15 protein-coding genes are annotated in these 20,909 nt (G+C 55.9%); 7 read left to right on the forward strand and 8 right to left on the reverse strand.

Going from position 1 to position 20,909, the window contains the following annotated elements:
- Window position 1: 1 nt before the first annotated feature.
- From PanJK_RS01055 to PanJK_RS01070, 4 genes are all read right to left on the reverse strand, one after another.
- Window positions 2-3,157, reverse strand: a complete 3,156-nt coding sequence (locus PanJK_RS01055) for an efflux RND transporter permease subunit (protein WP_265296821.1) — start codon at window positions 3,155-3,157, stop codon at window positions 2-4.
- 2 nt (window positions 3,158-3,159) lie between these two features.
- The gene (locus PanJK_RS01060) at window positions 3,160-4,302 is read right to left on the reverse strand and encodes an efflux RND transporter periplasmic adaptor subunit (RefSeq protein ID WP_265296822.1); all 1,143 of its coding nucleotides are present in this window, start codon (window positions 4,300-4,302) and stop codon (window positions 3,160-3,162) included.
- A 310-nt stretch (window positions 4,303-4,612) separates the two neighbouring features.
- Complete coding sequence (locus tag PanJK_RS01065; RefSeq protein ID WP_265296823.1) at window positions 4,613-5,254, reverse strand: glutamate racemase; 642 nt, start codon at window positions 5,252-5,254, stop codon at window positions 4,613-4,615.
- Between the two features lie 98 nt (window positions 5,255-5,352).
- A complete protein-coding gene (locus PanJK_RS01070; RefSeq protein ID WP_265296824.1) occupies window positions 5,353-7,713 on the reverse strand; it encodes a membrane-bound PQQ-dependent dehydrogenase, glucose/quinate/shikimate family in 2,361 nt (786 codons plus the stop codon).
- Between the two features lie 635 nt (window positions 7,714-8,348).
- Here PanJK_RS01070 and PanJK_RS01075 point away from each other — a divergent pair.
- A complete protein-coding gene (locus PanJK_RS01075; RefSeq protein WP_265297385.1) occupies window positions 8,349-9,314 on the forward strand; it encodes a GT-D fold domain-containing glycosyltransferase in 966 nt (321 codons plus the stop codon).
- Window positions 9,315-9,397: 83 nt separating this feature from the next.
- Here PanJK_RS01075 and PanJK_RS01080 read toward each other — a convergent pair whose 3' ends face one another.
- Entirely contained in the window at window positions 9,398-10,030 is a 633-nt protein-coding gene (locus PanJK_RS01080; RefSeq protein WP_265296825.1) for a DapH/DapD/GlmU-related protein, read from the reverse strand.
- A gap of 132 nt (window positions 10,031-10,162) precedes the next feature.
- On the opposite strand from PanJK_RS01080, the gene PanJK_RS01085 reads away from it, so the two are divergent.
- Window positions 10,163-11,065 carry a ParB/Srx family N-terminal domain-containing protein gene (locus PanJK_RS01085; RefSeq protein ID WP_265296826.1) on the forward strand — a complete coding sequence of 301 codons (903 nt, stop codon included), beginning with the start codon at window positions 10,163-10,165 and terminating at the stop codon, window positions 11,063-11,065.
- 43 nt (window positions 11,066-11,108) lie between these two features.
- Here the strand turns inward: PanJK_RS01085 and PanJK_RS01090 are convergent, their stop codons facing one another.
- Window positions 11,109-12,203 (reverse strand): NADH:flavin oxidoreductase, encoded by a 1,095-nt coding sequence (locus PanJK_RS01090; RefSeq protein WP_265296827.1) that lies wholly within the window; start codon window positions 12,201-12,203, stop codon window positions 11,109-11,111.
- A gap of 103 nt (window positions 12,204-12,306) precedes the next feature.
- On the opposite strand from PanJK_RS01090, the gene PanJK_RS01095 reads away from it, so the two are divergent.
- Both PanJK_RS01095 and PanJK_RS01100 read left to right on the forward strand, forming a co-directional pair.
- Window positions 12,307-13,182 carry a LysR family transcriptional regulator gene (locus tag PanJK_RS01095; RefSeq protein ID WP_265296829.1) on the forward strand — a complete coding sequence of 292 codons (876 nt, stop codon included), beginning with the start codon at window positions 12,307-12,309 and terminating at the stop codon, window positions 13,180-13,182.
- Window positions 13,183-13,196: 14 nt separating this feature from the next.
- Entirely contained in the window at window positions 13,197-13,358 is a 162-nt protein-coding gene (locus PanJK_RS01100) for a hypothetical protein (RefSeq protein WP_265296830.1), read from the forward strand.
- A gap of 92 nt (window positions 13,359-13,450) precedes the next feature.
- On the opposite strand, the gene PanJK_RS01105 is transcribed toward PanJK_RS01100, so the two are convergent.
- Together PanJK_RS01105 and PanJK_RS01110 are read right to left on the reverse strand one after the other, a co-directional pair.
- Window positions 13,451-15,844 (reverse strand): glycoside hydrolase family 31 protein, encoded by a 2,394-nt coding sequence (locus PanJK_RS01105; RefSeq protein ID WP_265296831.1) that lies wholly within the window; start codon window positions 15,842-15,844, stop codon window positions 13,451-13,453.
- Between the two features lie 15 nt (window positions 15,845-15,859).
- Entirely contained in the window at window positions 15,860-17,164 is a 1,305-nt protein-coding gene (locus tag PanJK_RS01110; protein WP_265296832.1) for an MFS transporter, read from the reverse strand.
- Window positions 17,165-17,394: 230 nt separating this feature from the next.
- Here PanJK_RS01110 and uxuA point away from each other — a divergent pair, with 230 nt between their 5' ends.
- From uxuA to uxuR, 3 genes are all read left to right on the forward strand, one after another.
- Complete coding sequence (uxuA, locus tag PanJK_RS01115) at window positions 17,395-18,588, forward strand: mannonate dehydratase (RefSeq protein WP_256696402.1); 1,194 nt, start codon at window positions 17,395-17,397, stop codon at window positions 18,586-18,588.
- Window positions 18,585-20,000, forward strand: a complete 1,416-nt coding sequence (gene uxaC, locus PanJK_RS01120) for a glucuronate isomerase (RefSeq protein WP_265297387.1) — start codon at window positions 18,585-18,587, stop codon at window positions 19,998-20,000. The genes uxuA and uxaC overlap by 4 nt, the downstream gene beginning before the upstream one ends.
- Before the next feature lie 123 nt (window positions 20,001-20,123).
- Window positions 20,124-20,900 (forward strand): Uxu operon transcriptional regulator, encoded by a 777-nt coding sequence (uxuR, locus tag PanJK_RS01125; protein ID WP_256696401.1) that lies wholly within the window; start codon window positions 20,124-20,126, stop codon window positions 20,898-20,900.
- Window positions 20,901-20,909 lie beyond the last annotated feature (9 nt).

Below are 20,909 nucleotides of genomic sequence, written 5' to 3' on the forward strand. Positions count from 1 at the left end.
GTTATTTCCCCGCTTTCGCCACAGATTGATGATTATCGTCATGCGGAATCGCCGGGAAGACGCGACGCACCAGAACAAAGAACAGCGGAACAAAGAAGATCGCCAACAAGGTAGCGGTCAGCGTGCCGCCTATAATGCCGGTACCAATTGCAATACGGCTGTTGGCGCCTGCGCCGGTGGAAATCGCCAGCGGCAGCACGCCAGCGGTAAACGCCAGCGAGGTCATGATGATCGGACGCAGACGCATCGATGCCGCGTGCGTCGCCGCCTTCATCAGGTTTTCCCCTTTGCGGTAATTGTCTTCGGCGAACTCTACGATCAGAATCGCGTTCTTCGCCGACAAACCAATGATGGTTAACAGCGCCACCTGGAAATAGACGTCGTTTTCCAGTCCGCGCAGGCTGATCGCCAGCAACGAACCGATCACGCCGAGCGGCACCACCATCATCACCGAGAACGGCACCGACCAACTTTCATACAACGCCGCCAGGCACAGAAACACCACAATCAGCGAGATGCCATACAGCGACATCGCCTGGTTGCCGGAGAGTTTTTCCTGATAGGACAAACCGCTCCACGCAAAGGTGGTGCCCGCCGGCAGCTTCGCCGCCAGTTTTTCCATCGCGCCGATCGCGTCCCCGGAACTCTTGCCTGCCGCCGCCGAACCTTCGATTTCATAGGACGCGAGGCCGTTATAACGTGACAGCACATCCGGGCCGTACGCCCATTCTGACGAGGCAAACGACGCAAACGGCACCATGGTGGTATTGCTGTTGCTATCGCTGCCGCGCACGTACCAGTGATCGATATCTTCCGGCTTGCTGCGGAACTGCTGATCGCCCTGCATGTAGACCTTTTTCACTCGGCCACGATCGGTGAAGTCGTTGATGTAGCTGCCGCCAATCGCCGCACTAAGCGTATCATTGATATCGCTGATGGTGAGGCCCAGCGACTGCGCTTTTTCATCGTCGATATTGACCTGCAGCTGCGGTAAATCCGGCAAAGTGTTGGCACGCACCGCGCTGAGCAGCGGATCCTGATTAGCTTCAGCAATCAGCTGATTACGCATCTTCAGTAGCTGGTCGCGCCCGGTGGTGCCGCGCGCCTGCAGTTCGAAGGTGAATCCGTCTGACTGCCCTAAACCGGACACCGACGGCGGCGACAGCACGAAGATCTGCGCATCACGAATGCTGGCCAGGCTCGCCATGGCACGCGCGGCAATCGCATCGGCACTGTTTTCAGCACCTTTACGCTCGCTCCAGTTCTTCAGCGAGATAAAGCCAATTCCGGCGTTCTGGCCGCTGCCGGCAAAACTGAAGCCATTCACCAGCATGCTGACGTTGACGTTGTCTTTTTCTTTGGTGGCGAAGTATTCCTGCACCTGACGACGAACCGCGCTGGTGCGGTTTTCCGTCGCGCCCGGTGCCAGCTGGTATTGCACCATGATATAGCCCTGATCCTCAGTCGGCAGGAAGCCGGTCGGCAAACGCATGTACAGCACCGCGCAACCAATCAGCAGCACCGCATAGAGCAGCAGATAGCGCACCGAACTGTGCAGCACGTGACCCACGCCGTTGTGATAACGTGCCTGCACGCGCGCGTAGCTGCGATTAAACCAGCCGAAAAAGCCCTTTTTGCCGCCTTCTTCGTTATGCGGTTTGAGCAGCGTGGCGCACAGCGCTGGCGTCAGCGTGAGCGCCACGATCACCGACAGCACCATCGATGACACAATGGTGATGGAGAACTGACGATAGATAACGCCGGTCGAGCCGCTGAAGAAGGTCATCGGCAGGAACACCGCCGACAGCACCAGCGCGATACCAATCAACGCGCCGGTGATCTCTTTCATCGATTTCTCGGTGGCCTGACGCGGCGGCAAACCCTCTTCGCGCATCACACGCTCGACGTTCTCCACCACTACGATTGCGTCATCCACTAACAGCCCGATGGCGAGCACCATGCCGAACATAGTTAAGGTGTTGATCGAGTACCCGAACAGTGACAGCACGCCAAAGGTTCCCAGCAGCACCACCGGCACGGCAATCGCCGGAATCAGCGTGGTGCGGATGTTCTGCAGAAACACGAACATCACGATCACCACCAGAATCACCGCCTCGATCAGGGTTTTCACCACCTCTTCAATCGAGATTTTCACGAAGTCGGTGCTGTCGAGCGGATACGCCACTTCATAGCCCGGCGGCATGCTGCTGCGGAACTCGTCGATAGTGGCTTTCACCTGTTCGGCGGTTGACAGCGCATTGGCGCCGGACGCCAGCTGCACCGCGATCCCTGAAGCCGGAAGACCGTTCGCCAGCACGTTAGCGCTGTAATCCTCATCACCCATTTCTACGCGTGCCACATCGCTCAAATGCACCACCGAGCCATCGCTTTGGCTTTTCAGCACGATATTGCGGAACTGTTCCGGAGTTTGCAGGCGCGAACGCGAGCGCACGGTCGCCACCAGTTGCTGCTCTTTGCTGGCCGGTTGCGCGCCTAACTGACCCGATGAAACCTGGGTATTCTGGCTCTCCAGCGCGCTTGTGACATCGGATGGCATCAGCGAATAGGAGGCGAGTTTGGCGGGATCGAGCCAGATGCGCATGGCGTATTCGGCACCAAACACCTGCACGCTGCCGACGCCCGGCACGCGCGCCAGCGAGTCTTCCATGTTGCTGACCATATAGTCCGCCACATCGGCTGAGGTGCTTTTGTTGGTTTTATCGTACAGCGCCAGAATCAGCAGGAAGTCGCTCTGCGCCTTCTCTACCGTCACGCCTTGCGTGGTGACGGACGTCGGCAAGCGGCTTTCGGCCTGCTGCACTTTGTTCTGCACCTGCACCTGTGCAATGTCCGGATCGGTGCCCTGCTGGAAGGTGACGTTGATTTTCACCTGGCCGGTTGAGGCGGTGCTGGTGGAATCGAAATAGAGCAAGCCGTCGAGGCCGGTGAGCTGCTGCTCGATCACCTGCGTGACGCTGCTTTCCAGCGTTTCCGCCGACGCGCCGGTGTAAGTGGCCTGAATACTGATCTGCGGCGGCGCGACGTCGGGATACTGCGCAATCGGCAGACTTTTAATGCTGAGCACGCCGAACATCATGATGCAGATGGCGATCACCCAGGCGAATACCGGGCGGCGGATAAAGAACTGAGCCAACATAATTATTGGCCTCCGCTGCTGGCGCTGTTCGGCGTCACTTCAACCGCTTTCACCGTCATACCGGCCTGTACTTTGGCGGTGCCTTCAACAATCAGCTTGTCGCCGCTGTTCAAACCGCTGGTCACCAGCCAGGTGTTGCCGATAACCCGATCGGTCACCACTTCCCGGCTCTGCACTTTGTTCTCTTTATCCACCACCAGCGCCGTGGCGTTGCCTTTGGCATCGCGCGTGATGCCCTGCTGCGGGGCCAGAATCGCATCGTTTTTAACCCCGTTGGTGACGTTGGCACGCACATACATGCCCGGCAACAACTCATGCTGCGGATTGGGGAAAATCGCGCGCAGCGTAACGGTTCCGGTGGCTTCATCAACTGCCACTTCGGTCAGCTCCAGCTTGCCAGGATGATCATAGTTGCTGCCGTCTTCCAGTTTTACCGTCACCGGCACCACATCGCTGCTCTGCTGGAGAGAAGCCTGCTGACGCTTTAGTTTCAGCAATTGCACGCTGGATTGGGTGAGATCGACATAGATGGGATCAAGCGCGCGAATGGTAGCCAGCGCGGTGGTTTGCGCGGACGTCACCAGCGCGCCCGGCGTTACCGACGAGATGCCGATGCGGCCAGAAATCGGCGCTTTGATTTGCGTGTAGTTGAGGTTGATGCGGGCGCTTTCGACGGCGGCACGATATTGATCGACCGACGCTACGTTCTGTTGATAGGTTGCCAGCGCATCGTCGGCATCCTGACGCGACACGCCATTCTCTTTCACCAGCGCGCTGTAACGCGCAGATTTTAACTGGCTGCTTTTGACTAACGCCTGCGCATTTTTCAACTGCGCAACGGCCTGATCGTAACTGGCCTGATAGCTAGCCGCATCGATTTGATACAGCACCTGACCGGCTTTGACTTCATCGCCTTCGGTAAACAGGCGCTTCTGGATGATGCCGTCCACCTGCGGACGCACTTCCGACACCATGCTGCCCACCACACGTCCGGTGAGCTGGCTATCGAGCGTCACCGGCTCGGTATGCAGCGTTTTCACGCCGACTTCGGTGGTCATCTCGCCCGCTGGCGGGGCGCTGTTCTGGTCACAGGCGGCGAGCAATAACACCAGCCCGGCGATGGCCGTGCGCTGAAAATTCTTCATGAATAATCCTGTAGTGAACGTTCATTCTCAGATTTAAGTCTACCAAATCGCAGATGTGGGCGTATGTCAGGAAAATGAAAAGAGCGATCCTGAAAAGCGGCAGCAGAAAAGCGTCCTCTTTGATTGAGGATTCATAGTGGTTAAATCGCGATAGGTTACAAAGTGTTGCTAAAGATAATGAGTAATAAGCATTAATGCAAATGATTATTATTTACATGAAGATAAACGTTAACCTATGCGCGACCTTGCATGCGCGTCGTAGGGTCGTCATTCATTGCGACCTCCATCCAGGTGCGCATGAATGCGCACCCTACGAAATATTACGTACCACCTTCAACGCAAGTTGCGGGCTGGTTAATGGCTGACTATCGGCGCTAAAAAGCTTTGCCGCTGCCGCCATAGAAACCTGGGCCAGCGCCACGTGATTCGCGCCCTGCCGTTTCCCGTCGGCCACCGCTTGCGCAATCATCTGCAGATAAGCCTCCTGCTGGCCCGCTTTAAACGCCGCCCAGGCGCCAGGAATCAGCTGCACGTCAGGATGCTGTTCGACTGGCAGCGTCGCTGGGCAAAACAGCGCGCGCGTTGCCGCCAGCGTGGATTCTGCCGCACACAACACCAGCGATTTTCCCGGCAAACGGTGCACTTCATCAGCCAGCATGCGATCGGTGCGATACACCGGACAATCATGCCCTTCAGCATGAAAACCATCAGCAACCGGCCCCAGCGTCGAGCAGGTAATCAGAACCGCGTCGAACCACGGCGTCAGGCTGTGTAACAACTGTTCCAGCTTGTGCTGCTGCGGCGGAGTCATGCCACCGGTCAGCTCGGCTTCCGCCAGCAAATGTGGCATCACAATATGACTCAGTGAGCCGTGGCTCATGCCCAATGATTGTGCGGCCTCATCGAAAATAGCGATATTGCTGGCGGCGGTATGCAGGCAGGCGATGGTCATACAATTCCTTATCAGTGGCGTCTCGCACAGAGGCTCAATATAACCCGATGAAAACAAAAAAGGCGCCACATTGGGCGCCTTGTTCAATTTAACTGCGATTACTTCAAACGGAATGCCACCACGCTATCACCCGCCTGGGTGCCGAGTGAACCGTGACCGCCTGCAGCAATCACCACGTACTGCTTACCGTCTTTGCCCATAAAGGTCGACGGCGTGGCTTGTGCACCGGCACTCAGCTCGGTTTGCCACAGCAGTTCGCCGGTGGTGCTGTCGTAGGCGCGGAAGAAGTTATCTGCAGTTGCGCCGTGGAACACCAAATCACCTGCGGTCAGCAATGGACCACCGTGCGCCACCATGCCCATCGGGAAACCGATTGGGAAGCGGCCAGGCAGGAAGCTGGTCTTCAGGTTTTTGGTCACACCCACGCGACGCAGCCATTCGGTTTTACCGGTCTTCAGATCCACGCCCACCATGCGGCCCCAAGGTGGCGCAACGCACGGAATGCCGAGGCCAGAGGCCAACTGCTGGATATGAATCGCATAATCACCGTGGAAGTTTTCGTTCCAGTATGGCGTGCCATCTTTGGTGAACAGGCGCTCGGTGGCGGTCTGCTCGCTACGTTTGATCAGGTTGTACTTGTAGGCCAGACGCACTGGCGCGGCAATCAGCATTTGACGCTGCGGATCGACGGCAACAGAACCCCAGTTGAACACACCAATGTTGCCCGGGAAGATCAGCGAACCACTTTCGGTCGCTGGCGTCCACGGATTGCCATCATAGCGCAGGCTACGGAAATCCATGCGGCATGACATCTGGTCAAACGGCGTGATGCCCCACATTGCCTTCTCAGTCAACGGCTGCGGGATGAAGTTCAGGCTTGAAACCGGCTGGGTCGCGGCAAATTTCTCACCCGCGACGCCACCTTCAGTGGAGACCTTCACCTGGTTTACCGGATACACCGGCTGGCCAGTAAGACGGTTCAGCACAAACAGGTTGCCGGTTTTGGTCGGCAGGATCACCACAGGCTGCTTCTGGCCCTGATAATCGATGTCCACCAGCGAAGGCTGTGACGGATTATCGCGGTCCCACAGATCGTGGTTGGAACTCTGATAGCGCCATTTGAACGCACCTGTTTGCAAATCCAGCGCCACCAGCGCATCGCGGAACTTCTCGGTGTTGCTGTTCGGATCGCGCTCAATGCCCACTTCATCCGGTGAAGCGTTACCAAACGGCACATAGACTAAACCGTTTTTCAGGTCAGCACTCAGCGTGCCCCACGCTACTGGCGTGTCCTGCGGGTAGTTTTGACCGGCAGCGATGGGTGCGGTGTTTTGCGGGTTGGCCGGATCAAAGTTCCACACCAGACGACCGCTTTGCACGTCGTACGCACGAATCACGCCTGACGGGTTGCCGCTGTTGAAGCCGTTATCCATCACGGAACCGCCAACGATCACCAGCTTGCCCGCGACCAGCGGTGCTGCGGTTTGCATCAGCGCATGGGGACGCACTTCACCCATGTTGGCGTGCAGGTCAACCACACCGTTCTGACCGAAATCAGCACACGGTTTACCGGTATCGGCATCCAGCGCAATCAGCTGCGCATCGGTGGTGGCGTTAAAGATACGCTTACGGCAGATAGCCGGATTCGCTGCGCTATCCTGCGCGGCAATCGGGGTTTCTTGGTAGTAGCTTACGCCGCGACAGGTCTGATGCTGCTGCAGGTAAGAGCGATCTTTGTTCGGCGTGAATTTCCACTTCACCGCGCCGGTTTCCGGATCAAGCGCGTGCACTTCATTATGCGGCGTACAGAAGTACAGCATGCCGTTGGCTTTCAGCGGCGTGGCTTCGAAGGTGTATTCGCTGGCATCCGCATCCTGACGCAGATCGCCAGTGTGATATGTCCAGGCAACTTCGAGGTTTTTGACGTTCTCTTTGCTGATCTGATTCAGCGATGAGAAACGCAGGCCGTCAGACGAACCACCGTACGCGGTCCAGTCGTTAGCGGCGCCCTGCTCGCTGTTCTGTTCGCGGGCATTGCTGATGGTGCCTTGCTGCGGAATCGGATCGTAGAAGCACAGACCAATCACCACCACAATCATGATAATCACGGTGCCGCCGAGGAAGCCGTGGAAACGGCGTTCGCCGCGATACAGCGGTTTCACCACCCACGGCATCGCCAGCCACAGGCCGATCACACCGAACAGGTCACCGCGTGGGATCCACTGCCATTTATCAAAGCCCACTTCCCAGATAATCCAGGCGAGCGTAATCCACATCAGCACCGCATACAGCGCCAGCGCACTGCGCTGGTTGCGGAACAGTAAAATTGCGGTAATGAGTAAGCCCACCGCCATCAGCGCATAGAAGGCGCTGCCGCCCAGCATTAACAGCTTGCCGCCCATGTACAGCAAGGCAATCGCCAGAATCGCGAGCACGATACTGGTTAGTTTGTTAACCATGCTAATCCCTCAACCATTTTCATCGAAAAACCTCAAAAATAACCCCACATAAAATCAACAGAACTTTAACGTACGTTACCGTTTAGTAAAAACCCGTTGCGAGGTGTGTCGTTAGCTCCGCTAATGAATGTAGTTTGGCTAATGGCTGCCAGCTAGCGCCTCGTTCAATGTGTGACTGAAATCACGTTTCATTTTCGTTGAGAGAATTAATCATTAGTGAGGAAAATTCGCATTTTTTGATAACGGAATTTGGCCATGCTGCGCGTTTTTGTGACTTCTACGTTAGAAGAACACAGGCGTCTTCCGCAGCGACTATCAGCCGGGCACGCTGCGCGATCGTTTAGGCTTAGTAAAGCCGGAAAATCGCTTTCACAGTTAGACATTAATTGAAATAACTTAATAGATCATAAAAGTACCGCTGCGATTATTCCTGGCAACGATTTTCGCAGCAGCGCGGATAAGCGCATTTTTATTACACTTTCATTTCCGCAGTCTTTATTTGAGAATTTTTAAATTGATTAGCGATTATACCTAAATATATTTTTGAGAGTTTCCTCAGCCTGTTATTCTCGATTGAGCGTGATATAAATCACATAACTGCTCTGCGGCAAGTCCGCCATAAAAAGAAGGTTATGATGATTAGCGCAGATTTCTTTTATCGTAAATTACGTTTTCCTTTTAAACTCACACACGCTGCTTTTAAATTTCCCGTTGCCAATGCGCGTGCCCGGCAATATCCGGTGATGTCGCCTGAGCAAACCATTGACCTGCTGCTCAACAACGACAAGCTCTCCGTAAGCCGCTATGGCGATGGCGAACTGGAAATGACCTTGTTCAAGAATATCGGTTTTCAATCTTTCGATGAACGTCTCTCTATTCGCCTTAAAGAGATATTACGTCGCGGAAGCCAGCCGAAGAATCCCTGCTTATTATGTATGCCGGATGCCTTTCGCGGCACCTCAAATATGCGTTTTGGTTCGGCCCTATTCTGGTTTTTTCATAAAGCGTTCTATTTCCGCCATTATGAAGCGTTATTAAAGAAAGATTATCGCTACGGTAATACCTCTGTTACGCGTCCCTATCATGACTATAAGGATAAGCAGCAGGCTGCTCGCGTTTTTAATAAATTCCGGCAACTGTTCAGCGACAAAAAGATATTAATTGTCGAAGGCAGCGGCACGCGTCTCGGCATCGGTAACGATCTGCTTGATGGCGCGCGGGAGATTAAGCGCATCACCACGCTCAATCGCAATGCCTTCTCGGTCTACAACGATCTCTACAGCGCCGTCCTGGCGCACGCACGCGATTACGATATGGTGCTGATGTCGCTCGGCCCCACCGCAACGGTGCTGGCTTACGATCTCAGCCAGCATGGCATTCGCTGTATTGATACCGGCCACATTGATATCGAGTACGAATGGATGCGCAGTGCCGCGCGTGACAAGGTGCAGGTGGCTGGCAAGAACGTCAATGAAGTGGGCGTGTTGCTCAGCGACGATGCGCGTGACGCCGATGAGCATTATCGCCAGCAGATTTTGCTGCATGTCGGACTGCAACAGGAAGCGGTGCTGTCGGCAATGGTAGTGCATCCGCCGGTCTAATCCACATCGCAAGCAATCGCAAAAACAGGGTGTTTTGAGACTGCTTGCGATAGCTGCGTCAACAAGGGGTGCTTACAACGCGCTTAGCTGCCGTGCCGCTGGCAGAAGGCGCGGAGATCGGATGATTGGAAATCCGCCAGATTCGTCATCAATTTCTCCAGCGGCCAGTTCCACCAGGCAATTGCCTGCAGTTGCGCGGCAATATTCGCAGCGAAACGCGCACGGATCACTTTGGCTGGCACGCCACCGACAATGGTGTAAGGCGGTACATCTTTCGTCACCACCGCACCCGCCGCAAGCACCGCGCCATCCCCCACCGTGACGCCCGGCAGCACGATCACGCCATGCCCAATCCACACGTCATTACCAATAATCACGCGATCGGCGCGGCGCTCGGCAAAGAAGCCATTATCGCGCTCCGCCTGCCCATCGTAGTATTCCGGGCAGTAGGTGAAACGGTGCTGCGAAGCGCGATCCATCGGATGATTGGGCGCGCCAATCCGCACATGATTGGCAATGGCGGTAAAGCGTCCAATCTGCGCATCGGCGACACAGCAGTGCTCACCGAGATAGGAGAAATCGCCGAGTTCGCTGTATTCGATATAGGTTTCGGCCAGCACTTCACATTGCGCGCCAATCTGGGTTTCGCGCATACGCACGCTGGGATCGATAACGGTGTGTTGCAGTTTTGCCGGTTGCACAGCAGCGAGTGCCATAATCAAAGCTCCGTGTGGTCAGATGTCTGGATAACCGGTTGCAACTGGGCAACCGCGAGCCATCACGCTACAGCGACAAGATGACAGAAATGCTATTGTGCGCATCTGCTATGGGCGATTGGAGGAAAGGGAATGAGAACACCGTGGTCAATACTGGCGCTGTTGTGGTCAGCCGGACAGGCATCCGCCGCGCTGCCCGCCGACATCAAAGCCGGTGATATTGTGCAAGTGCAGTTAGCGCAGCTCCATCCGACGCAGGCCGCGATTGGTTATCGTCAGCTGGATTACAAACAGCATCGTTATGAAGCCGAACCGAAAAAGCTGTTTGATGATTATTGCGAAAGCATGGGGCAGAAAGGCGTCGATAAATTTGATAGTCAATCACGTCTCTCGCAGCCCAGCAGCTTCCGCTGTAAAGCGCCGGTCGGCAGCGAACCTGGCCCGATGAAAACGGCGGTGATTGCACCGGATAACGTGCTTTACCTCACCGATGGTCATCATACTTTCAGTAATTTCGCTGATATCGCCGGTCTTAACACACCGGTGCAGGTACGCATTACTAATGACTTCCGCAGCCTGAAAACCATGTCCGCCTTCTGGCAAAAAATGGAAGCGGCACATCTGGTGTGGCTGGACACGCCATCAGGCAAAATCCAACCGGATGCGCTGCCGAAAGAACTGGGCCGCCAGCACATGCAGAATGATGAATATCGCTCGCTGGTCTATTTCGTGCGCGACATTGGTTTTGATAAAGAGCAGAACCCGCCGCCGTTCCTCGAATTCTATTGGGGCAAATGGCTGGAAACGCAGCTCCCGCTGAAGAACTTTGACCTGAATAACCGCAGTGGTTACGCCAAAGCGATCGAAACCATCGCTGAGAAGATGACCAGCGTGCCGAAAGATACGGTAATTGCGCACAGTGATAGCGGCGCGCTGACGGCGGATCGGTTAGGCGCACGCAAGAAAGTGAACGAGAAGAAGCTGGAAAAGCTGGTCTCCGATGACGGCAAATTGACGTGGGCCTTTGCACAATAACCGAATGGTCGCCATAAATGGCGACCGATTCACGCGATTATGCTCAAACCAACTCGCAGTTTTTTACATCTGCAGACGGCGCTAGCAGATTTTTATCAAAGACGCGCAGCTCCACAGCATCACGAATCCGCATCGGCCAGTCGGGATTCGCCAGTGCGCTTTTGCCAATCGACACATAATCCGCGCCCTGCTCCAGCGCCTGCGCCGCCGTGCTGGCATCACTTAACGCACCATTGGCGATAATCGGCAAATTCGGTGCCGCCTGACGCGCAATTTGTACGAGCGACAGCGGCGAATCGGCAAACGCCGGTTGCAGCGCGTCATATTCTGTCAGATGCAGATAATCCACGCCGGCCTCAGCGATCGCGGCGAATACCTGACGCGCGCCCGCTTCGCCTTCACGCCATTTGTGCTGGAAATCATTCACTTTGCCCTGCGAGAGGCGAATTCCCAGCGTAACATCATGCCCTACGCGCTGGCGCACTGCGGCGATCACCGCCAGCGTCAGAGATAAACGTGCCACGATATCGCCGCCCCAGCGATCGCTGCGCTGATTGGTGTAATCGGTGAAGAACTGGTCAAGCAGATAGCCGTTTGCGCCATGAATTTCGATGCCATCAAAACCCGCTTCGCCAATTGCCCGCGCCGCCGTATGCGCAAAGCTGTCGATCACCTGCTGGATCTGCTCTTCATCCATTTCTCGCGGCAGCGGATAGGCGCCATGACCGTGATAGAAACCGAGCTGTTCTCCGCGCGGCTGGATGGCTGAGGGCGCGAGCGTATCCGGTCGATAGATGTTGCCCTGCGATATCGCCCCGGCATGCATCAACTGCGCAATGATTTTGCCGCCATGCTGATGCACCCGATCGGTGATTGCGCGCCAGCCGGCGCTCTGTTTAGCGTTAATCAGCCCGGCCTGAAACGCATAGGTTTGTGACCAGGCTTCATCGATATAGATGCCTTCGGTGATGATGGCGCTAAAGCCGCCGCGCACGAAGCGCTGATAATAGTGCTGCATACGCTCGCCCGGTATGCCGTCGACGCTGGCGGAGATGCGTGTCATGGGCGCCACCATGATGCGATTTTTCAGCGCCAGCCGGTTCAGTGTCCCGCTCTGAAAAAGATGTTTATCATTCATATTGTTCTCTGAATGCGGATTATCTACAGAGCGCAGTATATTAGGTCGCCACAGGGACAAAAATGGCCGATGATGATACGTCTGTATAACGGAAATCGTTACAATGAACTCTAAGGATGTTGAAGTATTCCTGATGGTCACCCAGACGCGCAGCCTGACACAGGCCGCGCGGCGACTGAACACCACGCCGATGACAGTATCGCGCCGACTCGCCTCGCTGGAGGAAGATCTCGGCGTGCGCCTGCTGCATCGCACCACCCGCGCCATCGCGCTGACGGATGAAGGTGAAGAGTTTTTGCCCTACGCCAAAACCCTAATGGAAACCGAACAGAGCGCGCGTAATCTGTTCTCGCCGGATAAACAAGGCGCAACCGGCCAGCTGCGCATCACCGCGCCTTCTGGCTTTGGCCGCCGCACCATTATTCCGTTGCTGCCCGCGCTGATGGCGGAGAATCCCGAACTAAAGATCGATTTTCAACTCAGCGATAACGTCACCGATATTGTTGGGCTCGGCTACGATGTCGCCATTCGCATCGCCCCGCTGCGGGATTCGCGGTTAGTGGCGCAGCGGCTGGCGGATAATCCGCGCGTGCTCTGTGCTTCTCCAGACTACTTAGCGCGCTTCGGCACTCCACAACTGCTGGCCGATTTGCATCAGCATAACTGCCTGCGTTTATCCGGCGTGCCGCAATGGAGTTTTATGGTCGAGGATCATATTTCCAGCGTCAGCGTTGAAGGCCGTTTCAGCGGCAGCAATGTGGAAGGCGTACGTACCTTGTGTGTGGCGGGCAGCGGCATCGCCCAGCTCTCTGCCTGGGATGTGCAGCAGGAATTGGCGGCCGGTGAACTGATTGAGATTGGCTTGCGAGATGCGCAACCGCAGCTGCTCGGCGTCTGGGCGCTGTTTCCCACCGCACGGCATCTGCCAACGCGCGTCACGGTTTTTCTAAACGCCCTAAAACAGGCGATGGCACGTTAATTCAGAAAATGTGAATGGCGAATCAGGGGCAAAATCTGGATGCGGAAGAGGTGGGACTAACCGCGAAGAAAATTAAAATCGATGCGTTTCTTGAACTGATTCTGGCAAGAAAGATCAGCGACGCGACAACGGTTACCGCGTTTCTGCTGGCGCGGGCGAAAGGGTTAATTGACTGATCTCTCTGCTTTATTCCAGGTGCGCATTGATGCGCATCCTACGAATACAATATTGATGTAGGGCCGCCATTCAGGGCGACCCATAACAAAGATTACGCCGCAGCAATATCCGCTAACACCGCTTCTGCCTGCGCCTTATCCACCGCTACGCCATCAATAAACAGCTGGCGCTGTTCACCCGGCGGCAACATCACGTTCAGCGTTTGCCAGGCCGGCTGGAAGCTGCCTTTGCGCTGGAAGTTGAGGTGGATTGCCTCCGCATCGCTGCGCATTTCCCAGTTGAGCCATAGCGCATTGCCCTGCTGATAACCCCAGCTTTCGCCATCATCCTCAAACAGCACACCGTGGCTGACGCCTTTGCCTTTCAGCGGGAACAGCTGCAAAGTGCGGCGATCGTCGGTTTTAGCATCAACATGACGCAGGCGCTCGCTGAGTGGTAAGCCCGCCCCGGCGCGCACCAGCATCGGCTGGGTTTCCAGCGGTGCTGCCAGCGTGATCCATTGACCGCCGCTGAACCATTGCTGGGTAGCGAAGTCATACCAGCCAGTTTGGTTGTCGGGCAGCCACAGACGACGCTCGCGCTGGCCCGGTTCGACCACGCTGGCCACCAGCAGATCGCGGCCCAGCATAAACTCATCGCACTCGGCGAATGTCTGCGCATCCTGTTCATGATCGAGGAAAGTCGGACGCAGCATCGGTTCATCGTCAGCATGCGCCTGCCACAGCAGCGTATAGAGATAAGGCAGCAGACGATAACGCAGTTCAATCGCGGCGCGGATCGCAGGCGTAGCCGCCGGATACATCCAGGGTTCATTGACGGTGTGATCGTCATTCCACGAGTGGATGGTGAAACGCGGATGCATCACGCCATTCTGCACCCAGCGCACAAACAGTTCTGCATCTGGTTTATCACCTGAGAAGCCACCCACATCATGTCCCACGTTGTACAACCCGGACAGGCTCATGCCCAATCCCATGCGGATGTTGTAACGCAGCGTGGTCCAGTTGGTGCGGTTATCGCCGCTCCAGGTTTGCACATAGCGCTGCATCCCGGCGCAGCCCGAACGTGAAATCAGGAACGGACGTTTATCCGGCGCGAAACGCTGCTGCGCTTCCATGGAGGCGCGCATCATCAGCAGCGGCATCACCGGGCGAATGTGTTTGATGGCAATTGGCGTACCGAAACCGTGGCAGCGCGCTTCGCCATCCCACACTTCATATTCGTTGTTATCGTTCCAGGTGGAATCGATGCCCTTTTCCAGCAGCTGTTTGGTGACGTTTTCCTGCCACCAGGCAACGGCTTGCGGTTGGGTAAAATCGAGGTGTGAACCTTCATCATCCCAGAACACCGAACGCTCAGGTGCATCCTCTTCAGAGTCACGAATAAACAGGCCTTGTTCCGCCACTTCGTTGTAACGCGGATGATCCTGCAAAAGGCACGGTTTGATATTAGCGGCAAGGCGCAAGCCCGCGTCGTGAAACGCCTGGCTCATCACTTCCGGCTGCGGCACTTTGTCGTGGTTCCAGTTGAACACGTAGCGCTTGTTGTTAATCGAGGTGTAACCGGACGAAAGCTGGAACGAATCGCACGGAATATCGTGTTCTTCACACAGGCGGATAAAGTTCATCAGCTGATTTTGCGCGTCCGGCGCATCGGTGTAATGCATGGTTGAACCGCTGTAGCCAAGGCTCCATTTCGGGCCGAACAGCGTTTTACCGGTCAGACGCACAAAGGCTTTGGTGATATCCAGCACCTTATCACCCACAAACAGGTAATAGTCGATATCACCGCTTTCGGCCTGCCAGCGGCGATACGGCTTGTGATAGTTATCGAGCTCATTACCCAAATCAAACCAGCTGCTGCTGAGATTATCGTAATAGAGACCAAAGCTGACGTCGGTGCGGCGCGTGATGGTAAACGGCACATGCTTATACAGCGGATCGGTCGCGGCCGCGTTGTAGCCCATCGCATCAAGGTTACGCATCTCATAGCGCTGGCCGTTACGCTGCAAATCACCGCTTTTCTCGCCGAGGCCGTAATAACGATCGTCGTTCATGCGGCACTGATAGTGCGCCACGCCGTCGCCGTGCGCGTTGATTTGATAAGCACTGGTTGGACGGTCGCAGGTCAGCAGTTGCCATGCGCCGTGGCTGTCGCAATATTGCCACTCCAGCGCCAGCGGTTGATGGACGATCACCCGCAGCTTATCGGTGGCGACCACCAGCGTGTCGCCCTCTTCTTCCAGCGTGAACGATGGCAAGGCGAAGCCGGCCAGGCTGTCGCGCTGACGCCCTTCCCACGGCACATCGCTTTCAGGCGCGATGCTCCAGGTGCGGTCAAGGCTATACGCGCCCTGACGTTTAATCACCACGCGGAACATGCCCGTTTCCAGCACATACAGACACAGCCTGTGTTTGCCGTCGACGGTTAACGCCACGTGGTGCGCATCGGATCCGGCTAAAGACCAATTTTTTAACGTTTTCATCGTTATCTACTCTTTTCAGGCGCGCTGTGCGCGACGTTCAGCAATAAAAGCAATCAGGAACACGGCGCCAATCAGGTCGAAGAAGCCCATGGCGACAAACAGCGGATTAAATCCAATGGTGTCGGCGGTAACGCCGATCAGCAGTGAGAACAGGAAGCTGGAGATCCACGCGAACGAGCCGCGCATGCCGTTGACGGTAGCCATCTGGCCTTTATCAAACTTCTCTACCACCAGCGCACTCAGCATGCAGGAGATGATCTGATGACCGAAGCCACCAATCGAAATCAGTGCAATCGCCACATACGGGTCTTTGGTCACCGCCACCGCAGCCAGTGACAACATCAGGAAGGCTCCGGTTACCGAACTGGCGACCACTGAATTGACTTGGGTGAAGCCAAAGATCTTAGTGTAAAGGCGGGTTAGATAGCCGCTGGCAGCGCTACCGAGATCGGCGGCGAGGAATGGCAGCCAGGCGAACATAACGATCTGTTTAAGATCCATACCCAGTTCTTTTGCCAGATACAGCGGCACCCAGAAACTCAGAACGCCCCACGCCGGTTCCGCCATGAACGCCGGAATAGCGATGCCGTAGAAACGCTTGTTCTTCGATACGGTTTTCAAAGCGGCAAAGAATGGCAGTTTCACCGCAGGTGGTTCATTGTCCTGGCGGATAAAGTCCAGTTCGGATTTCGACAAATTAGGATGTTGATAGGGATCGCGATACAGCCACCACCACAGCAACACCCAACCCAGTGCCAGCGCGCCGGTGAACAGGAATGCGCCCTGCCAGCCGCCAAACGCCGCATGGGCAAAGTAGATAATCGGCGGTGCCAGCATAGCGCCGAGGGAGAATCCGACACCCGCCCAACCCGCGGCGATAGGACGCTCTTTTTTCGGGAACCATTCACCAATCACTTTGGCGTTGGCTGGCGTGGCAGCGGCTTCTGCGCTGCCCATAACAAAACGCAGAATCGCCAGATGCAGCCAACTGCCCGCTCCAGCATGGAATAAACAGGCAATGGCCCACACCGAGGCGCAGATCAGGAAGCCTACTTTCAGGCCAATCACATCAATCAACCAGCCACAAATCGGTTGGAAGAACGTATAAGCCAGCTGGAAGGCACCGACGATGTAGGAATATTGCTCGGTGGTGATGTTAAGGCTGTCTTTGAGCTCTGGGGCCAGCAGCCCTAACGAGTTACGCGTGATGTAATTGACCGTCACGCCGGCTAAGAACAGCACCAGCACCCACCAGCGCATATGGCGGAAGGTGCGTTTGGTGCCAGCGGCGGTTATCCCTGGATTTAAACTGCGGTTCATCTGATTCTCCGTTAGTGAGTCATTTCTAACCATCCGCCAGGAGTGAACCACAGTTGCGAAAAGTGGTCGCCAGCTTGATGTCGCAAATGTGATCTGGTTAACCAAAATCACTCGCCAGGTTGACTTAACCGGACAAAGAGCAGAGTTTTAACCGCGAATCGCGTGGTTAATGTTTGAAGTAACACGCTAGCAAGGAATATTGGTCAACCAATCGTGAGTGAGGTAACAACATGAAGCAGACCTGGCGCTGGTACGGCCCCAACGATCCTGTCTCTCTGGCCGATGCGCGCCAGGCGGGCGCAACCGGCATCGTCACCGCACTGCATCACATCCCCAACGGCGAAGTGTGGTCAGTCGACGAAATCATGCAGCGTAAGGCGCTGGTGGAAGCCGCAGGTTTGGTGTGGTCGGTGGTGGAAAGCGTGCCGATTCATGAAGAGATCAAAACCGGCAGCGGCCGCTGTCAGCATTGGATCAGCAACTATCAGCAGTCGCTGCGTAATCTGGCGCAGTGCGGCATCAAAACCGTGTGCTACAACTTCATGCCGATCCTCGACTGGACGCGTACCGATCTCGAATATCTGCTGCCGGATGGGGCGAAAGCCCTGCGCTTTGATCAGATTGAGTTCGCGGTGTTCGAGCTGCACATTCTGCAACGTCCCGGTGCGGAGCAGGATTACAGCGCCGAAGAGATCGCCCAGGCCGCTGAACGCTTTGCGACGATGAGTGAAGAACACCGTAACCGCCTGATGCGTAACATCATCGCCGGTTTGCCGGGCGCTGAGGAGGGTTACACGCTGGATCAATTCCGCGCCCAGCTGGCGCGTTATGAAGGCATCGGTAAAAACGAACTGCGTGAGAATTTTGCCACCTTCCTGCGCGCCATTGTTGCGGTGGCCGAAGAAGTGGGCGTGCGCATGGCGGTGCATCCGGACGATCCGCCGCGTCCGATTCTTGGTTTGCCGCGCATTGTTTCGAACGCCGACGATCTGCAGTGGATGATCGATACCGTTAGCAGCCCCGCCAACGGTTTCACCATGTGTACCGGCTCGTACGGCGTGCTGGCAGAGAATGATTTAGCCGGCATGGTCAAACGCTTCGGCCCGCGCATCTACTTCGCGCATCTGCGTTCCACCAAACGGGAAGAAAACCCCAACAGCTTCCACGAGGCCGCACATTTGGGTGGCGATGTGGATATGTTTGCGGTGATCAAGGCCATTGCCGAAGAGGAACAGCGCCGTAAAGCTGCGGGCGAGGAAGATTTGATTCCAATGCGTCCCGACCACGGCCACCAAATGCTGGATGACCTGAAGAAGAAAACCAATCCCGGCTACTCGGCGATTGGTCGACTGAAAGGATTGGCTGAAATTCGCGGCGTCGAACTGGCGATCCACCGCGCCTATTTTGCTCAGGAAGCCCAATAATGCGCTTTATGGATGAAGATTTTCTGCTGCAGAGCGACATCGCGCGGCGCTTGTACCACGACTTCGCTGAGGACATGCCGATCTACGATTATCACTGTCACCTCAATCCGCAGGAGATTGCTGAAGATCGTCGCTTCGCCAACCTCGGCCAAATCTGGCTGGAAGGCGATCACTACAAATGGCGCGCGCTGCGTGCTGCCGGCGTGGATGAATCGTTAATTACCGGCAAGAGCACCAGCGACTACGACAAGTATCTCGCGTGGGCGCAAACGGTGCCAAAAACCCTGGGTAACCCGCTCTATCACTGGACGCACCTTGAGCTGCGTCGTCCGTTTGGCATCACCGATACACTGTTTGGCCCGGACACCGCGCCTGCTATCTGGCAGCGCTGCGCGGAACAACTGGCGACGCCGGAATTTTCCGCGCGCGGCATCATGCGCCAGATGAAGGTGCGCATGGTCGGCACCACGGACGATCCGGTTGATTCGCTGCGCTATCACCGCCAAATCGCCGAAGACAGCAGCTTTGATATTGACGTTGCGCCGAGCTGGCGTCCGGACAAAGTCTTTAAAATCGAGCTGGAGGGTTTTGTCGACTATCTTGGGCGTCTGGAAGCCGCCGCCGATGTCGCCATCGACAGCTTCGATGCGTTACGCCGCGCACTGTTACGTCGCCTTGACCACTTCTCCGCTCACGGTTGTCGCGCATCGGATCACGGCATCGAAACCCTGCGTTTTGCGCCGGTACCTGACGACAGCGTGCTTGATACAATTTTGGCGAAACGTCGCCGTGCCGATGTGCTGGATGAATTAGAAATCGCCCAGTTCAGCAGCGCGGTGTTGGTGTGGCTCGGCAGTGAATATGCGCGGCGCGGCTGGGTGATGCAGCTGCACATCGGCGCGATTCGTAATAACAGCACGCGCATGTTCCGCCAGCTTGGGCCAGACAGCGGGTTTGATTCGATTGGCGATAACAATATCGCCTGGCCGCTGGCGCGCCTGCTGGATGCGATGGACCTCAACGATCAGCTGCCGAAAACCATTCTCTATTGCCTTAATCCGCGCGATAACGAAGTACTGGCCACCATGGCAGGCAACTTCCAGGGCGCGGGTATCGCTGGCAAGGTGCAGTTTGGCTCCGGCTGGTGGTTCAACGATCAGCGCGACGGCATGCTGCGTCAGCTGGAGCAGCTGTCGCAAATCGGCTTACTCAGCCAGTTTGTTGGCATGCTGACCGATTCGCGCAGCTTCCTCTCCTACACGCGCCACGAATACTTCCGCCGTATTCTGTGTAATCTGCTGGCGCAGTGGGTGCAAGAGGGCATTGTGCCGCATGATGAGCCGATGCTTGGCAGCATGCTGCGCGACATCTGCTTCAATAATGCCGAACGCTATTTCGCACTTAACGCTTAGTAATGAAGGCCTGACACTGCACGTCGTGACCAGGCCGATTCCTATTCGCTATGCTATAGTGCGCGTCTCTGAGTGAGGCTGTATCAGAGGTTGTGAATCCTTTAACACACAGAAAAGAGCACGATGAAAACTCAAACTTCAGCACAGCGCCCTTATCAGGAAGTCGGGGAAATGCTCCGCCAGATGATCACCCAGAAGCAGTATGCGGTGGGCGAACGTCTGCCGCCGGAGCGCGAACTCGCCGCGCTGCTGGACGTGACGCGCACGCTGGTGCGTGAAGCGCTGATCATGCTGGAGCTCGAAGGATTAATCGAGGTGCGTCGCGGTGCGGGCATCTACGTGATTCACGACTCGCCGCAACAGCCCGTTTCGCTTCACAAGGCCAGCAACGATGCCGGCCCCTTTGAGATGTTGCAGGCGCGCCAGCTGCTGGAGAGCAATATCGCTGAGTTTGCCGCGCTGCAAGCCACGCGTGAAGACATCATGAAGATGCGCCAGGCGCTGGAGCTGGAAGAGAAAGAGCTGGCCTCCGGTGCGGTCAACCAAAGTGAAAACGGCGATCGTGATTTCCATCTGGCGATTGCCGAAGCCACGCACAACAGCATGCTGGTTGAGCTGTTCAAGCAATCCTGGCAATGGCGCGAAGATAACGTGATGTGGAGCCAACTGCATCGCCATCTGGTCAACAACAATTACCGTAAACAGTGGCTCGACGATCACAAAAAGATCCTCGCGACGCTGATCAAAAAAGACGCGCGCGCCGCCAAACTGGCGATGTGGCAACATCTGGAAAACGTCAAGCAACGGCTGCTGGAGTTCTCAGACGTTGATGATATCGATTTCGATGGTTATCTGTTTGAATCCTGGCCGCTTTACGCCACCAACAATCCGCCTAACTAATTTGCGTGT

It is taken from the genome of Pantoea sp. JK, from assembly GCF_026130245.1.
GTDB classification, from domain to species: domain Bacteria; phylum Pseudomonadota; class Gammaproteobacteria; order Enterobacterales; family Enterobacteriaceae; genus Pantoea; species Pantoea trifolii.

Coding starts and splice junctions, on each gene's coding strand:
- PanJK_RS01055 (WP_265296821.1), bottom strand. CDS start 3,157: ATGTTGGCTCAGTTCTTTATCCGCCGCCCGGTATTCGCCTGGGTGATC.
- PanJK_RS01060 (WP_265296822.1), bottom strand. CDS start 4,302: ATGAAGAATTTTCAGCGCACGGCCATCGCCGGGCTGGTGTTATTGCTC.
- PanJK_RS01065 (WP_265296823.1), bottom strand. CDS start 5,254: ATGACCATCGCCTGCCTGCATACCGCCGCCAGCAATATCGCTATTTTC.
- PanJK_RS01070 (WP_265296824.1), bottom strand. CDS start 7,713: ATGGTTAACAAACTAACCAGTATCGTGCTCGCGATTCTGGCGATTGCC.
- PanJK_RS01075 (WP_265297385.1), top strand. CDS start 8,349: ATGATTAGCGCAGATTTCTTTTATCGTAAATTACGTTTTCCTTTTAAA.
- PanJK_RS01080 (WP_265296825.1), bottom strand. CDS start 10,030: ATGGCACTCGCTGCTGTGCAACCGGCAAAACTGCAACACACCGTTATC.
- PanJK_RS01085 (WP_265296826.1), top strand. CDS start 10,163: ATGAGAACACCGTGGTCAATACTGGCGCTGTTGTGGTCAGCCGGACAG.
- PanJK_RS01090 (WP_265296827.1), bottom strand. CDS start 12,203: ATGAATGATAAACATCTTTTTCAGAGCGGGACACTGAACCGGCTGGCG.
- PanJK_RS01095 (WP_265296829.1), top strand. CDS start 12,307: ATGAACTCTAAGGATGTTGAAGTATTCCTGATGGTCACCCAGACGCGC.
- PanJK_RS01100 (WP_265296830.1), top strand. CDS start 13,197: ATGGCGAATCAGGGGCAAAATCTGGATGCGGAAGAGGTGGGACTAACC.
- PanJK_RS01105 (WP_265296831.1), bottom strand. CDS start 15,844: ATGAAAACGTTAAAAAATTGGTCTTTAGCCGGATCCGATGCGCACCAC.
- PanJK_RS01110 (WP_265296832.1), bottom strand. CDS start 17,164: ATGAACCGCAGTTTAAATCCAGGGATAACCGCCGCTGGCACCAAACGC.
- uxuA (WP_256696402.1), top strand. CDS start 17,395: ATGAAGCAGACCTGGCGCTGGTACGGCCCCAACGATCCTGTCTCTCTG.
- uxuR (WP_256696401.1), top strand. CDS start 20,124: ATGAAAACTCAAACTTCAGCACAGCGCCCTTATCAGGAAGTCGGGGAA.